The organism is Stenotrophomonas aracearum, assembly GCF_031834615.1.
Lineage (GTDB): Bacteria > Pseudomonadota > Gammaproteobacteria > Xanthomonadales > Xanthomonadaceae > Stenotrophomonas > Stenotrophomonas aracearum.
The window spans coordinates 2,643,937-2,658,475 of record NZ_CP115543.1 but is presented as its reverse complement, the minus strand read 5'-3'; the positions used below and the strand labels follow the sequence as shown (position 1 = coordinate 2,658,475).

At 67.1% G+C, this 14,539-nt stretch carries 15 protein-coding genes; 7 read left to right on the top strand and 8 right to left on the bottom strand.

The features are described 5' to 3' along the window. Window positions 1-11: 11 nt before the first annotated feature. Complete coding sequence (locus PDM28_RS12105) at window positions 12-1,346, bottom strand: hemolysin family protein (protein ID WP_311182206.1); 1,335 nt, start codon at window positions 1,344-1,346, stop codon at window positions 12-14. Between the two features lie 231 nt (window positions 1,347-1,577). Here PDM28_RS12105 and PDM28_RS12100 point away from each other — a divergent pair, with 231 nt between their 5' ends. Further along, complete coding sequence (locus tag PDM28_RS12100) at window positions 1,578-2,993, top strand: class II fumarate hydratase (protein ID WP_311182205.1); 1,416 nt, start codon at window positions 1,578-1,580, stop codon at window positions 2,991-2,993. A gap of 592 nt (window positions 2,994-3,585) precedes the next feature. Here PDM28_RS12100 and PDM28_RS12095 read toward each other — a convergent pair. From PDM28_RS12095 to PDM28_RS12065, 7 genes are all read right to left on the bottom strand, one after another. Next, on the bottom strand, window positions 3,586-4,011 hold the full coding sequence (locus PDM28_RS12095; protein ID WP_102944699.1) for a YggN family protein: 426 nt from the start codon (window positions 4,009-4,011) through the stop codon (window positions 3,586-3,588). Between the two features lie 91 nt (window positions 4,012-4,102). After that, entirely contained in the window at window positions 4,103-4,690 is a 588-nt protein-coding gene (locus PDM28_RS12090; protein WP_311182204.1) for a DUF2884 family protein, read from the bottom strand. 12 nt (window positions 4,691-4,702) lie between these two features. Beyond that, complete coding sequence (locus PDM28_RS12085) at window positions 4,703-5,590, bottom strand: DUF4097 family beta strand repeat-containing protein (RefSeq protein WP_102944701.1); 888 nt, start codon at window positions 5,588-5,590, stop codon at window positions 4,703-4,705. Between the two features lie 26 nt (window positions 5,591-5,616). Then, window positions 5,617-6,648: a hypothetical protein gene (locus PDM28_RS12080; RefSeq protein WP_102944702.1), complete on the bottom strand. Its 1,032-nt coding sequence runs from the start codon at window positions 6,646-6,648 to the stop codon at window positions 5,617-5,619. Then, window positions 6,645-7,520: an ABC transporter ATP-binding protein gene (locus tag PDM28_RS12075; RefSeq protein WP_070209528.1), complete on the bottom strand. Its 876-nt coding sequence runs from the start codon at window positions 7,518-7,520 to the stop codon at window positions 6,645-6,647. The genes PDM28_RS12080 and PDM28_RS12075 overlap by 4 nt, the downstream gene beginning before the upstream one ends. Continuing rightward, on the bottom strand, window positions 7,517-7,879 hold the full coding sequence (locus PDM28_RS12070; RefSeq protein WP_070209529.1) for a GntR family transcriptional regulator: 363 nt from the start codon (window positions 7,877-7,879) through the stop codon (window positions 7,517-7,519). Before PDM28_RS12070 ends, PDM28_RS12075 begins: the two co-directional genes overlap by 4 nt. Window positions 7,880-7,881: 2 nt before the next feature. Then, window positions 7,882-8,133, bottom strand: coding sequence for a hypothetical protein (locus PDM28_RS12065; protein WP_311182203.1), 252 nt, complete (start codon window positions 8,131-8,133; stop codon window positions 7,882-7,884). A 268-nt stretch (window positions 8,134-8,401) separates the two neighbouring features. Here PDM28_RS12065 and PDM28_RS12060 point away from each other — a divergent pair, with 268 nt between their 5' ends. The 6 genes from PDM28_RS12060 to PDM28_RS12035 all read left to right on the top strand — a co-directional run bounded on the left by PDM28_RS12060 (window position 8,402) and on the right by PDM28_RS12035 (window position 14,539). Continuing rightward, on the top strand, window positions 8,402-9,010 hold the full coding sequence (locus PDM28_RS12060) for a glutathione peroxidase (protein WP_311182202.1): 609 nt from the start codon (window positions 8,402-8,404) through the stop codon (window positions 9,008-9,010). 83 nt (window positions 9,011-9,093) lie between these two features. Further along, on the top strand, window positions 9,094-10,074 hold the full coding sequence (locus PDM28_RS12055) for an FKBP-type peptidyl-prolyl cis-trans isomerase (protein ID WP_102944705.1): 981 nt from the start codon (window positions 9,094-9,096) through the stop codon (window positions 10,072-10,074). Window positions 10,075-10,097: 23 nt separating this feature from the next. Beyond that, window positions 10,098-11,447, top strand: a complete 1,350-nt coding sequence (locus PDM28_RS12050; RefSeq protein WP_311182201.1) for a UDP-glucose dehydrogenase family protein — start codon at window positions 10,098-10,100, stop codon at window positions 11,445-11,447. Further along, window positions 11,440-11,679, top strand: coding sequence for a SlyX family protein (locus tag PDM28_RS12045; protein ID WP_070208808.1), 240 nt, complete (start codon window positions 11,440-11,442; stop codon window positions 11,677-11,679). Before PDM28_RS12050 ends, PDM28_RS12045 begins: the two co-directional genes overlap by 8 nt. A 13-nt stretch (window positions 11,680-11,692) precedes the next feature. After that, window positions 11,693-12,415, top strand: a complete 723-nt coding sequence (locus PDM28_RS12040) for a DUF2058 domain-containing protein (protein WP_311182200.1) — start codon at window positions 11,693-11,695, stop codon at window positions 12,413-12,415. A 69-nt stretch (window positions 12,416-12,484) separates the two neighbouring features. Beyond that, on the top strand, window positions 12,485-14,539 hold the full coding sequence (locus tag PDM28_RS12035; protein ID WP_311182199.1) for an acyltransferase family protein: 2,055 nt from the start codon (window positions 12,485-12,487) through the stop codon (window positions 14,537-14,539).

Genomic DNA, 14,539 nt, shown 5'->3' with positions numbered 1-14,539 from the left:
GGGCCGTCATTCTACGCTGCCCCGGGGTCCCCGTCGGCCTGTTCGGGCGCGCGGCGCACGGTGACGGCCTGGATCCGGTGGCCGGCCATGCGCTTGACCGTGAACAGCTGGCCATCGATCAGCACCTGTTCGCCCTCTTCGGGCAGGCGCTGCAACTGGTGCACGATCAGCCCGCCGACCGAGTTCAGGTGCTCGGGGGCGGCCAGGTCGCGCCCGAGCAGGCGCTCGAGGCGGAAGATGGAGGTGGAACCGGCCACCAGCAGGCTGCCGTCGGCGCCCCGGGTGGGGGCGTCGGTGACCACGTGCGGGTGTTCGTCTTCGATATCGCCGACGACAACCTCCAGCAGGTCTTCTAGGGTGAAGTAGCCCAGGATGCGGCCATGTTCCTCGACGCACAGGGCCATGTGCGTGGTGCCGGTGCGGAAGCGCTCGAGCACGGCGGTGACCGGGGTTTCCAGCGCGATCAGGTTGGCCGGGCGGAGCAGGGCGCGCAGGTCGTCGGTGGGGTTGCCGCGCGCGATTTCGACCAGCAGGTCCTTCATGTGCAGCACGCCCAGCACTTCTTCGCGGTCCGCGTCGAACCACGGGTAGCGGCTGTAGCGGCTTTCGGCGAATTCGGCCATGACCTCGGCCAGGCCCATGCCCTGGCGGAACACGCGCATGTGCTCGCGCGGCCGCATCAGGTCGCCGGCCACCAGCTCGGGCAGTTCCAGCGCATGGCTCATCAGGGTGAGGTCCTGGTCCGGCGCGTCGGCGCCGGGCTGCTGGCGGGCGACGATCAGCTTGAGTTCTTCGCGCGAGTAGCGGTGCGAGGTGTGCTCCACGTCGCCCCAGCCGGCCAGGCGCAGCAGCGCGTTGGCGCTGTGGTTGAGCAGCCAGATCGCCGGGAACATGGCCCAGTAGAACAGGTACAGGGGCGCGGCGGTCCACAGCGACATGGCTTCGGGACGACGGATCGCCATCGACTTCGGCGCGAGTTCGCCGAGCACGATGTGCAGGAACGAGATCAGGCTGAAGGCGATGATGAAGGCGGTGAGGCGGGCCGCGTCGGGGCCCATGCCCAGCGTGTCGAACAGCGGCTGCAGCAGGTGGGCGAACGCGGGCTCACCGACCCAGCCGAGGCCGAGCGAGGACAGGGTGATGCCGAGCTGGCAGGCCGAGAGATAGGCGTCCAGGTGCGAATGCACGTTGAGCAGCAGGCGGCCGCGCCAGCCGTGGCGGGCGGCCAGGCCGACGGCCTGGGTGTGTCGCAGTTTGACCAGGGCGAACTCGGCGGCCACGAAGAAGCCGTTGAGTACGACGAGGAACAGGGCCAGCAGCAGGAGCAGGAGGTTGCCGACGATCATGCGCGGCGGCCCCGCGTGGCGGTGGGAATGTCGTTACAACAATGCGGGTCGTCGCCCATGGGAGAGAGGTGATGCCTGAATGAACACGAATCCCGAGTCTAGCCGAACCGGCGCGCGCTTGGGTTTCAATCCGGCTTGGGAGTATCGTGGGCGGAGCCGCCAGCCAGGGAATGAAGGCCCGTTGCCAGCCGCCGTTCCCTTTCCCCACTGAAAGAACCGCGGAGTGATGCAATGAGCAAGGGTTTCCGGACCGAGCATGACAGCATGGGCGAACTGCAGGTGCCTGCAGACGCGCTCTGGGGCGCGCAGACGCAGCGTGCGGTAGACAATTTCCCGGTCTCGGGCCAGCGCATGCCGCGCGGTTTCATCCGCGCGCTGGGGTTGGTGAAGGGGGCGGCGGCGGCGGTCAACGCCGAGCTGGGCCACCTGCCGAAGAACATCGCCAAGGCGATTGAGAGTGCGGCCGACGAAGTGGCCGATGGCGCGCATGACGCGCATTTCCCGATCGACATCTACCAGACCGGTTCGGGCACGTCGTCGAACATGAATGCCAACGAGGTGATCGCGACGCTGGCCAACCGTGCGGGCAAGGCGGGCAAGACGTCGGTGCATCCGAACGACCACGTGAACCAGGGCCAGAGTTCGAACGACGTTATTCCCACGGCGTTGCGGGTCTCGGCGTTGCTGGGCGTGCAGGAGCAGCTGCTGCCCGCACTGGTGCACCTGCGCAAGACCATCGACAAGCGCGGCCGGGCGTTGCGCAAGGTGGTCAAGACCGGGCGCACGCACCTGATGGATGCGATGCCGCTGACGTTCGAGCAGGAATTCGGTGCGTGGTCGGCGCAGTTGTCGTCGGCGCAGGAGCGGCTGGAAGACAGCCTGAAGCGGCTGCGCCGGCTCCCGCTGGGCGGCACCGCCATCGGCACGGGCATCAACGCGGACCCGCGCTTCGGTGAGCGGGTCGCCAAGCGCCTGAAGCAGCAGACGGGCGTGCGCTTCGACAGCGCGGAGAACAAGTTCGAGGGACTGGCGGCGCAGGACGATGCGGTGGAGCTGTCGGGCCAGCTCAATGCGCTGGCGGTGGCGTTGATCAAGATCGCCAACGACCTGCGCTGGATGAACGCCGGTCCGCTGGCGGGCCTGGGTGAGATCGAGCTCCCGGCGCTGCAGCCGGGCAGTTCGATCATGCCGGGCAAGGTCAATCCGGTGATTCCGGAGGCAACGGTCATGGTGTGCGCGCAGGTGATCGGCCACCACACGGCGATTACGGTGGCGGGCCAGACCGGCAATTTCCAGTTGAACGTGACGCTTCCCCTGATCGCAGCCAACCTGCTGGACGGGATCGGCCTGCTGTCCAACATTTCGCGCCTGCTCGCCGACACCGCGATCGCCGGGCTCAAGGTGCGTGAGGACCGCGTACGCGAAGCGCTGGGCCGCAACCCGATCCTGGTGACCGCGCTCAACCCGATCATCGGTTACGAGAAGGCCGCCGCGATCGCCAAGCGCGCTTACAAGGAGCAGCGGCCAGTGCTGGAGGTTGCGAAGGAAGACAGTGGTCTTTCTGACGCCGAGCTGCGTCGGTTGTTGGATCCTGCGGCGCTGACCGCCGGTGGTATCCACGCAGGTAGCGGTGGTGGTGGCGGCTGATTTATCCGCCGAAAGCAGCGTCTTAATTGATACCTGTAGGGGCGGCCGCCGGGCAGCCCCGCTCCGAGATAACACGGGCCTTCGGCCCGCGTTATCCGCGCATTCCACCTTAACCCCCCGCCTTCGGCGCGCCCCCTTCAACAAGAAGGGGGCTTTTCTCCAGAGAGATCTGCCCCGCCTGAGAGAGAAGACACGCATGGCGTGTCCCTACGCGGGTTCGAGACCGTGCGCTGGCCTGCTGGTAGGGTCGGTTCCCAAACGACTGCCGTGAAATCCTCCGCGCCCGGTAACGCATGGAAATGATCGGCCCTGCTTTTTTTCCGTGGCCACCGGCCAACTGTCAAAGGGTCGCCCGGTGTCGGTTTGCGGGGGACTCGGCGCCATGGATGGCGTCCGCGTAGCCTACACGGACGTACTTGCGGCGACCCCGCAAACCGGCACCGGGCGGCCCAAGCCAGGGAACGCCTTGCACCTGCGGCTGTTCGCCTGAATCCAACAGCAGCCGGGCAGGGCCCGGCTCTACCGGATCGCCAGCAATCCGTGGAGCCGGCCGGCGGCCGGCACTACGTGCATGAAAGCGAAGCGCCCAGCGTCAGCGTCGGTCCGCCATCAGGTTGTCGAACGTCTCGGTGTAGCCCTTGAACTCGGGAATGCGGGTGACGATGTCGGTCGGAATCGGCTGCATGCCCGGCGGCACCACGATCTTCACCGCGCGCTTGTCCGGGTCGTGCGGCGCGTCCACCAGCGTGTTCTGGCGCAGTACCTGCAGCTGCCCGAACATGTTCTGCAGCAGCGCCTGCTGGCTGGCGTCCAGCGGAATCTCGATCTCGTCCACCTTCATGTGGCCGTTCGGCAGGATGATCAGGTTCGGCGCCGGCGCCCGGCGCACCGTCACCATGCCGTCGCTGACCGTGATCTTCGGTTTGCTGCGCTCCGCGCGGTGGTTGCGGTACTCCTGGTCGCAGCCGGTGGCGACAACGCAGAACAGGGCGAACAGCAGCAGGCACAGCTTCTTCATGGCGGGCGAACAACGAAAAAGGGGAGGACTAGTGTAGTCCTCCCCCCGTCCCGGTGGCCTCACTGCGACCGAACGTCGCAGCCTGCCGCCTTCAGCTGTGGCAGTCGTCGATGTCGCCCTGGTCCATCGTCGCGTACGGCTTGAAGGCCGGCAGCGCCGCCGCCAGCGCCTGCTGCTTGGCCAGCATCACCGGCAGCAGCCCGCACAGCTGCTTCGCGCTCGCCTCCATCTTGGCTGCCTCCGCGTTCACCCGCTCCTCGATGCCCTGCGTATCGCCCGAGAACACCCCCCGCAACGCCTCGCCGGCCGCCTTCACCCCCAGGCTCGCACCGGCCACCCCGATGTCCATGCCCGCACCGGCCAGCGCCTCGATCTGCTTGCGGTAGTCCAGCAGCAGCGCACGCTGGTGCGCATCCACCGCCACCGCCTTGCCATTGATCAGCAGGTCGCCCTGCGGCGTGATCTCCGCCTTGTCCGACTGGTTGTTGGACACCTTGATGTTGCCCTGGGCCATTTCCACCCGGGCCTTGTCCGTAGCGTCCTTGATCTTCTTCCCGATGAAATCGGCGTCCACCATCGGCTTGCCCGTGGCCGGGTCCGTCCGGTTCGAATCGGCATTGCCGCACGCCGCCAGGGGCAGGCACAGCAGCAGCGTCGGCAGCAGCAGTCGAATCTTCATGTGCGTGTCTCCTTACTTGCCACGCGGCAGCTGGACGCGGCCGCGCACGTTGCTGTCATTGATATCGCCGCTGCCACTGTTGGCCACGGTCAGGTCGCCGCCCACATCGCGCACCGTCACATCGCCCGAACCGTGGCGGTCCACCGTGACGCTGCCGCCGACATCGCGGGCCTCGAAGTCGCCGGACCCGATGTTGCCCAGGCTCACGTTGCCCTTCACCTGGCGCAGGTCCACATCGCCCGACCCCACCGTCTTGATGGCGACGTTGCCGGTCACCCCGTCCAGGGTCAGGTCGCCCGAACCGATCGTGCCGACCGTGACGTTGCCGCGCAGGTTGCGGGCATCGAAATCGCCCGAGCCGATCGACAGCAGGTTCAGCGCACCCGCCCCGTCGAGTTCCACATCGCCCGAACCGATCGCCGCCGTGACCAGGCCCTTGATATCGCGCAGCTTGATGTCGCCCGAGCCCACGTCCGCACTCAACGAATGCGCCCCGGTCACCGACGCATCGCCCGAGCCTACCTTCATCTGGATCAGCACGTTGTCCGGAATCGTGCCGCGCAGGTCAAGGTAAGCGTAGCTGTTGCCGCTCATGTTGAACTTCAGCCCCTGGTTCTCCCGGCGCAGGCGCACCACCAGCTTGTCGCCCACCTTCTCCTGGGTCACGGTCAGCTCCGGCAGCCAGTCGGCATTGGAAGCACAGGCCCGACCGCCCAGCTGGGCAGCGCCCGGGCCCGCCTGCAGCACCAGGTCGTGCTGGTTGACCTCGAACACCACCGCCTTGGCGCCGGCGACGTCGAGCTTGAGATCGCGCGGCGCGTTGAACTTGCACTGCGGCTCATCGGCCAGTGCGGTCAGCGGCAGCAACATCAGCGAAGCAATGGCAAGCGTGCGGATCATGGACGGTTCCTCGAAGCGGTGAGGGATCAGATTTCGCCGGCGCGGCGGCGCAGGCGGATGGCAATCACGATGAATACAGCGCCGGCAGCCGCGCCGATCCACAATTCCGGCAGGGCCAGCGCGGCCAGCTGGCTGGACGGCGACAGCGCCGCAGCGATGTTGTCGCTGTCGTGCATCACGGCCTGCAGCTGGTCCTGGCGGTAGAACAGGTCGCTGCCCGGCAGGGTGCCCAGCAGCAGGCGGCCCACGATGTGCTGCCAGAACCAGCCGCTGCTCATGTCGAACAGCTGCATCACCCGGGTGGTGCTGACGATGATCCCGGCAAACAGCGGCAGCATCACCGCCCACAGGAACGGCTTGGACTTGGCCAGCGCCGACCACATCAGCAGCCAGCCCACCGTCGGCAGTGCCCACAGCAGGTACACCGGCAGCCAGGCCAGGTGGCCGGCCAGGAACGCCAGCGGGCTGGCCGGGCCCCAGATCAGGGTCATCGGGTTGCCGCCGTGGGTCATCACGATCACCGACAGGATCGCCAGGAAGCCGAACATGGTCAGCACCGACGCGATCACCGCGATCACCGGGGCCACCAGCAGCGCGCTCAGCGCCTTGGACAGCACGGTCTGGGTGTCCGACAGCGGCAGCGACTTCCAGAACAGGATGCTGCGGTCGCGGCGGTCGTCATACAGCGCGCCCAGGCAGTAGAAGAACACCACGAAGGCCAGCACCACGAACGGCCACAGCGAGCTCAGTACCAGGGTCGCGTCCAGCGCATTGCCGAGGTCGGCCATGTTCTTGGCGTCCATGTGCTCGGTCAGCAGCTTCAGGTCCAGGCCGTTGATGTTGATCTTGGTGTTGTCCAGATGCAGGTCGCCGTTGGCGGCCGCACGGCGCAGGCCCCACAGGCCGATCAGGATCCCGATCAGGCTCATCACCAGCGAAATGCCGCCGGCGATCAGCGGCGCCCACAGGAAACCGCCGCGGTTTTCCCAGTACTCGCGCTTGAGCAGCCACTTGAAGGTGCTGGCCTTGCTGATCGGGTGATAGTGGACGGTGTTCATGCGTAGGTTCCCTTCATGATGGCCACGAACAGATCCGCCAGCCCGGGGCTGCGGATTTCGCCAAGCGGCGTGAGCTGGGCGCGCGGCACCCCGTCGAACAGCAGTACGGTCTTGCCGAAGGGCAGGCTGCGCTCGTCGATCGGGCCCAGCGCACGGGCCGCCTCCAGCGTCTCGGCCGAAACCAGCACTTCGGTGTAGCGCTCGCCGACCTCTTCCATGTCGGCGGTCAGCACGATGCGGCCGTCGCGGATGAACATCACGTCGGTGAGGATGTGCTCGATCTCTTCCACCTGATGGGTGGTGACGATGATCGTCTTCTGCTCGTCGAAATAGTCTTCCAGCAGGCGCTGGTAGAACTCCTTGCGGTACAGGATGTCCAGGCCCAGGGTCGGTTCGTCCAGCACCAGCACCTTGGCGTCGATGGCCATCACCAGCGCCAGGTGCAGCTGCACGATCATGCCCTTGGACAGTTCGCGCACGCGCTGGCGCGGCTGCAGCTTGGTTGCCGCCAGGAAACGCTCGCAGCGGGCGCGGTCGAAGCGCGGGTGGACCCCGGCCACGAAGTCGATCGCATCGCGCACCTTCATCCAGCGCGGCAGCACCGCCACGTCGGCGATGAAGCACACATCATTCATCAGCGCGTTGCGCTGCACGGTCGGGTCCAGCCCGAGCACGCTCAGCTCGCCGTCCACCGTGGTCAGGCCCAACAGTGCCTTGAGCAGGGTGGTCTTGCCGGCGCCGTTGGGGCCGATCAGGCCGGTGATCCGGCCCGGGGCGATGGTGAAGCTGGTGTTGTCCAGCGCGAGGGTCTGCTTGTAGGCCTTGCGCAGGCCACGGGCGGAGATGACGACATCACTAGCAACGGCATTCATGAGGATTTCCCCTGGGGCAGCAATTCGTCGAGATGCAGGCCCAGGCGCTGGATGCGCTCCAGGACCAGCGGCCATTCTTCATTGAGGAAGCGGTCGCGCTCGCTGCTGCGCAGCTGGGTGGCGGCTTCCTCGGTCATGAACATGCCCAGGCCACGGCGCTTCTCGACCAGGCCTTCGTCGGCCAGTTCCTGGTAAGCGCGCGACACGGTGATGGGGTTGAGCTGGTACTCGGCGGCCACCTGTCGAACCGAGGGCAGCGCATCGCCGGGCTTGATGATGCTGTCCAGCATCATGGCGATCACGCGTTCCTTCAGCTGACGGTAGATCGGAGCACCATCGCTCCATTGGATATCGCTCATGGTCAGCTCCGTGGGTTCAGCGACTGTGCGAATGAGAAGTAAGGCATGGACAGGGAGCTGTGCAGCCGGCGGGGAGGCGTGGGGGCGCCGTCGGCGGTCCCTGCCTTGATGACGCCTGCGTCCTGCGGGCCTTCAAACGCACCGGTGGCGATGTCGCTGCCACGGTCACCGACGGGGATGCTGAACCAGCCCAGCAGCAGCAGCGCGGACGCGGCTGTAAGGGCTTTGGCGGAGTGGTGGCGCATGCGGTTCATGGGCTTCCCCTGCATCAGGTGACTGGTGTTGTATGAAACTATAACACCGACACGCCGATGTGCAATACCCGACACGCCCCAACTGATGGCAGGGGTATTACACAGTCTGAATGCGGAGCGCAACTGGTTGATTAAATTGGTGAAATCTCCCCGTCATGACCTTCATTTCCATGGCCGTGCATTCAGCTGCGGGAGCAAAACCCCCGGTGATATAGTCCGCGTGCGCCCTGCACAGCAGGTTTTCCCGCTTCGATCCGGAGTTTTTGCGATGTCCCAGACGTCTCCCGTGCTGCCCCCGTACCCCGCTGTCCGCGCGCGTGCCCGCCGCTGGGGCGTGGGCCTGCTGCTGGTGGGCCTGCTGGGCAGCGCCTCGGTCCAGGCGGCCGACCTGCTCGACGTCGACTACCGGCCGCTGGCGGGCAAGTCGGAAGTGAACCTGGAGAAGGCCTACGGCGGCAAGGTGCTGCTGGTGGTCAACACTGCCAGCAAGTGCGGCTACACCCCGCAGTACGAGGCCCTGGAGGCCCTGCAGAAGAAGTACGCCGCGCGCGGGTTCTCGGTGCTGGGCTTCCCGTCCAACGACTTCAAGGGGCAGGAACCGGGCAGCGAGAAGGAGATCCAGGAGTTCTGCACGCTCACCTACGGCGTGAAGTTCCCCATGTTCCAGAAGGTGCAGGTCACCGGCCCGGAGGCCACGCCGCTTTACCAGCGCCTGACCGCCGCCACCAAGGTCGCACCGGGCTGGAACTTCCATAAGTACCTGATCGGGCGGGACGGCAAGGTGGTCGCCCAGTTCCCCAGCAAGGTGACCCCGGACGACAAGGCGCTGGTCGCCGCGATCGAACGTGAGCTGTCTGTCACACCGGCGACGCACTGACAGCCTCGACATCTCGCACGTGCGTGCGACAATGCCGGATTCGCGCCGACGTCGGCGTCCAGTAACTTCCAGGAATGCAGCGAATGAAGATGGGAATGCGCGGCGCCGCGGCGTCGGTTCTGATTCTGGCGATGGGTGCCACCGGTACCGTGATGTCGCAACAACCGGCTGCAGGTGCAGCCGCAAAGGAGACTTCGACCTTGACCTCCCAGCGTGAAAACGTCAGCTATGCCATCGGCATGGATGTCGCAAATTCGTTCGCCCCGATCGCCGACGAAATCGATCTGGCCGCCCTGCGCCGCGCAGTGAACAACGCCTTCGAAGGCAAGCAGCCGCTGATCACCCAGGAAGAAGCCCAGAAGACCGACCAGTCGCTGCGCATGGCCATGGCGGTCAAGAGCGGCCAGCCGGTGCCGGGCATGGCTCCGGGTACTCCGGCGCCGAAGGTGGACCGTGAGAAGGTCGGCCTGATGCTGGGCAGCTACGCCGTCGGCCCGTCGCTGGCGCCGCTGAAGACCGAGCTGGACCTGGACGTGCTGTTCGACGCGGTGAAGACCGCCTTCGCCAAGGGCACCCCGAAGCTGACCGCCGACCAGGCCAAGTCGACCCTGGAAGCCTTCATGGCCGCCAAGCAGGGTGAGATGCAGGCCAAGGAAGCCGCCAAGGCCGGTACCAACCGCACCGAAGGCAACAACTTCCTGGCGAAGAACAAGACCCAGCCGGGCGTGGTCACCACCGCGTCGGGCCTGCAGTACCAGGTGCTGCGTCCGGGTTCGGGCGAGCGCCCGATGCCGACCAGCAAGGTCCGCGTGAACTACGAAGGCAAGCTGCTCGACGGCACCGTCTTCGACAGCAGCTACACCCGTGGCGAGCCGATCGTGTTCGGCCTGGACCAGGTGGTCAAGGGCTGGTCGGAAGGCGTTGCACTGATGCCCGTCGGCGCCAAGTACCGCTTCTGGATCCCGGGCGAACTGGCCTACGGTGAGCAGGGCACGCCGGGCGGTCCGATCGGTCCGAACGCGACGCTGACCTTCGACGTCGAACTGCTGGACGTCCTTCCGTAATCGGAACTGGAGTTACTACGGACATGCGCGTCGCAATTTTCGGTACCGGCTATGTCGGACTGGTCACGGGTACCTGCCTGGCCGATGTCGGCCACCAGGTGGTCTGCGTCGATATCGACCAGGCCAAGGTCGACGGCCTCAACCGTGGCGTCATCCCGATCTACGAGCCGGGCCTGGAGCCGATGGTCAAGGCCAACCACGCCGCCTCGCGGCTGGCCTTCACCACCGACGCCGCCGAGGCGATCGCGCACGGCCAGGTGATCTTCATTGCCGTGGGCACGCCACCGGACGAGGACGGCAGCGCCGACCTGCAGTACGTGCTGGCCGTGGCCCGCACCATCGGCCGGCACATGCGTGTGCCGACCGTGGTGGTGAACAAGTCGACCGTGCCGGTGGGCACGGCCGACAAGGTCCGCGCCGCGATTGCCGAGGTCCTGGCAGAGCGCGGCGAGGAGATCGCGTTCGACGTGGTCTCCAACCCCGAATTCCTCAAGGAAGGCGACGCGGTGGCCGACTGCATGCGGCCGGACCGCATCGTGATCGGTGCGGCCAACGCCGAATCGGTGGCGCTGATGCGCCGCCTGTACGCACCGTTCAACCGCAACCACGATCGCGTGGTGGAGATGGACGTGCGCTCGGCCGAGCTGACCAAGTACGCCGCCAACGCCATGCTGGCGACCAAGATCTCGTTCATGAACGAGATCGCCAATATTGCCGAGAAGGTCGGTGCCGACGTCGAACAGGTCCGCCAGGGCATCGGTTCGGACCCGCGCATCGGCTGGCACTTCATCTACCCGGGCGCCGGTTACGGCGGCTCGTGTTTCCCCAAGGACGTGCAGGCGCTGGCCCGCACCGCGCAGCAGCATGGCCATGAGCCCAAGCTGCTCAATGCGGTGGAGGCGGTCAACGACGCGCAGAAGGGGCATCTGTTCCAGCTGATCCAGCGTCATTACGACCGCGGCGAGGATGAGGGCGTGCGCGGCCGCACCTTCGCGGTGTGGGGCCTGTCGTTCAAGCCGAACACCGACGACATGCGCGAAGCCTCCAGCCGCCGCCTGCTGGCGCAGCTGTGGGAAGGCGGCGCCACCGTGCGCGCCTACGACCCGGAAGCCACCGAAGAAGCGCGCCGCATTTTTGGCGAGCGCGACGACCTGGTGTTCTGCGACAGTGCTTACGACGCCATCGACGGCGCCGACGCGCTGGTGGTGGTCACCGAATGGAAGCAGTTCCGCAGCCCGGACTTCAACCGCCTGCGCGAAACGCTGAAGGATGCGGTGGTGTTCGACGGCCGCAACCTGTACGACCCGCAGGAGATCGAAGCCGCGGGCCTGGCTTACTACGGCATTGGCCGGGGACGTTCGCTGCATGCATGAGTCCACTCCCTCCGCGCGTGAGCAGGCGCTGGAAGCGCGCCTGGTCGAGCTTGAAATGCGCGTGTCCTTCCAGGAACAGGCGCTGGCCGAGCTCAGCGAAGCGCTGGCCGACGCCCGCATCGAGGGCAGTCGCAACGCCGACCTGACCCGCCTGCTGCTGGAGGACCTGGGCAAGGTCCGCAACGCGCTGTATTCCGATTCGGGCGAAGAACCACCGCCCCCGCACTACTGATCGACCCAACGTCATGAGCGATACCCTCCGCGACCAGCTGCTGGGCCTGGGCTTCAAGTCCGCGCCCACGCCCGAACGCAAGCCCGACGCCCGCCGTGATGGCCGGCCCCCGAACAAGCCGCACGGTGGCCGCCCGCAGGGCAGGGCCGCCGAGGGCGCGCGCCCGCCGCGCGATGGCCAGCGCCCCGCGCGCGATGGCGACGCCCGTCGCGGTCCGCAGGGCAAGGGCCGCCCCGGTGGCGGCGGAGCCCATCCGGGCCAGGGCCAGGGCCAGGGCCAGAAGCCCGCCCAGGGCACGCCGCGCTCGCGCGAGGACATCGACCTGGCCAAGGCCTATGCGATCCGCGCGCAGAAGGAAAAGGATGACCGCATCGAAGCCGAGCGCCTGAAGCAGGAAGAGGCGCGCGTGCGCCGCGAAGCCAAGGTCAAGCTCGACGAACTGCTCAAGGGCAAGGCGCTCAACGATGAAGCCGCCGACATTGCCCGGCACTTCCCGTATGGCGGCAAGATCAAGCGCATCTACGTCACTGCCGACCAGCTGCGCCAGCTCAACGCCGGCGAACTGGGCGTGCTGCAGAGCAATGGCCGTTACCTGCTGGTGACCGCGGCGGTGCTCGACGAAGCCGAAGCGGTGTTCGCCCCGTCGGTCGCGCTGCGCGTGGATCCGAACGCACCGGCCGAAGACGACCCGTACGCCGACCCGGCCTACCAGGTGCCGGACGACCTGGTCTGGTAAGCGCGTAATCGCCCCATGTAATGCCACCTGACGGCCTGCGAGGCAGGTCGCCAGGTCACAGGAGTGTGCATGCAGGAAAGCCAATTGCGACAGACCTACGTCCCACACATCGACGGCCTGCGTGCCGTCGCGGTGCTGTCGGTGATCCTGTACCACCTCAAGGCCAGCTGGCTGCCCGGCGGCTTCACCGGCGTCGACGTGTTTTTCGTGATCTCCGGCTTCGTGGTCAGCGCGTCGGTCGACCGACTGCCCGCAGTAGGGGGCTGGCAGGGCCTGCTGCGTTTCTACGCGCGGCGCATCCGTCGGATCGTGCCGGCACTGGTGGTCTGCCTGCTGGTCACCGCCGTGCTCAGCGCGCTGTTCATTCCCGAATCCTGGCTCAGCGAGACCAGCGACAAGACCGGCCGTCGCGCGTTCTTCGGCCTGAGCAACTGGGTGCTGGCCAGCACCGGCAACGACTACTTCTCGCCGCGCACCGAGTTCAATCCGTACACCCACACCTGGTCGCTGGGCGTGGAAGAGCAGTTCTACCTGCTGTTCCCGATGTTGTTCCTGGCCTGGGCGCGCGGTGGACGCGGCCGCGCGCTGTCGCTGGGCCTGTTCGCCCTGGCCACGCTGGCGTCGCTGGCCTACGCGCTGCGCCTGGTAGCGCAGGGCGGGCAGGAGATCCAGGCGTTCTATGTCACCACCACCCGTTTCTGGCAGCTGGGCGCCGGTGTGCTGCTGTACCAGGCGATGTCGCTGGCCGGGCGCTTCACTGCGGTACCGGTGGCACGTGGAATCTCTTGGCGTTCGCCGGTGCTGCTGCTTGCGGTGGCGGCACTCGGGTATGGGCTGTGGTCTGCCCGGCCGGGGCACTCGCCCTGGCCGGACGGACTGTGGCCGGTGCTGTCCACCGGCGTGCTGCTCGCGGTGCTGCACGGCCACCCGCAGGGCTGGACCGGGCGCGCGCTGTCCAGCGCGCCGATGGTCTGGGTCGGGAAGCTTTCGTACTCGCTATACCTGTGGCATTGGCCGGTGTTCGTGCTGTTCCGCTGGACCGTGGGGCTGGAGACCGTGGCCAACGGCGCCATTGCCGTGCTGCTGGTGTTCGCGCTGGCCTGGCTGTCCTGGCGCTGGGTGGAGCAGCCGCTGCGGCATGGCGCGCGCGGCCCGCGCACGAACGGGCGCTGGGTATTGCTGGGGCTGGCGGTGCTCGTGCTGGGCGCCGGTCTTCAGTCGGCACTGGTCAAGCATCAACGGCACTACTCGCTGAGCACGGTCAGCCGGCATCCGCTGGACTGGTATCCGTATGCGAAGGGCCTGAAGAAGGAAGTGCCGGACTGCCAGGTGGTCGAATCGCAGATTCCGGTCGCGGGCGGGCAGGCGCGCCTGCTGCAGCGGGGCGACTGTCCGGGCGGCAGCGGCACCGGCACGGTGTTGTTCGTCGCCGGCGACTCGCACGCGTTGGTCTACAACGAACTGCTGCGCCGCAAGGTGGTGCAGGACGGTGGCCAGGTGCGCCTGTACGGCAGCGGCGGCTGTGCGCTGGTCGGCATGCAGGGCTGGCGTGGGCCGAACCCGGCCTGCGATGCGTACACCCGGAACGTGCTGGACGACATCCAGGCCAACGCGCGCGCAGGCGATGTGCTGTTCCTGCCTGGCCTGCGCGTGCCGCGCCTGGCGGAGCAGTACCAGCTGTTCGACATCGCGCAGGTGCAGGCCGACCTGGCCAGCCCGGCGGCGGTAAGCGGGCGCGCGGGCGAGGTCGCGGTGGCGATCGAACAGTTGCGACCGCTGGCCGAACGCGGCGTGCGCATCGTGTTCGAGGCGCCGAAGCCGGTGCTGCCGGCGCCACCGTACCGCTGCTCGGATGTATTCAACCGCCACAACCCGATCTGCATCAACGGCATGGAGATTCCGCGCGCGCAGACCGAAGCGATGCGCGCCCCGGTGCTGGACAGCCTCAAGCAGGTGGCCGCAGCGCTGCCCGGCGCAACCGTGTGGGATCCGCTGCCGCTGCTGTGCCCGGGCGACGTGTGCAAGCCCGACCTGGACGGCCGGCCGCTGTACTTCGACGGCGACCACCTGAGCGGTTACGGCAACCGCGTCCTGTTGCCGTCGTTCCGCGAGCAGGTGCGGTAG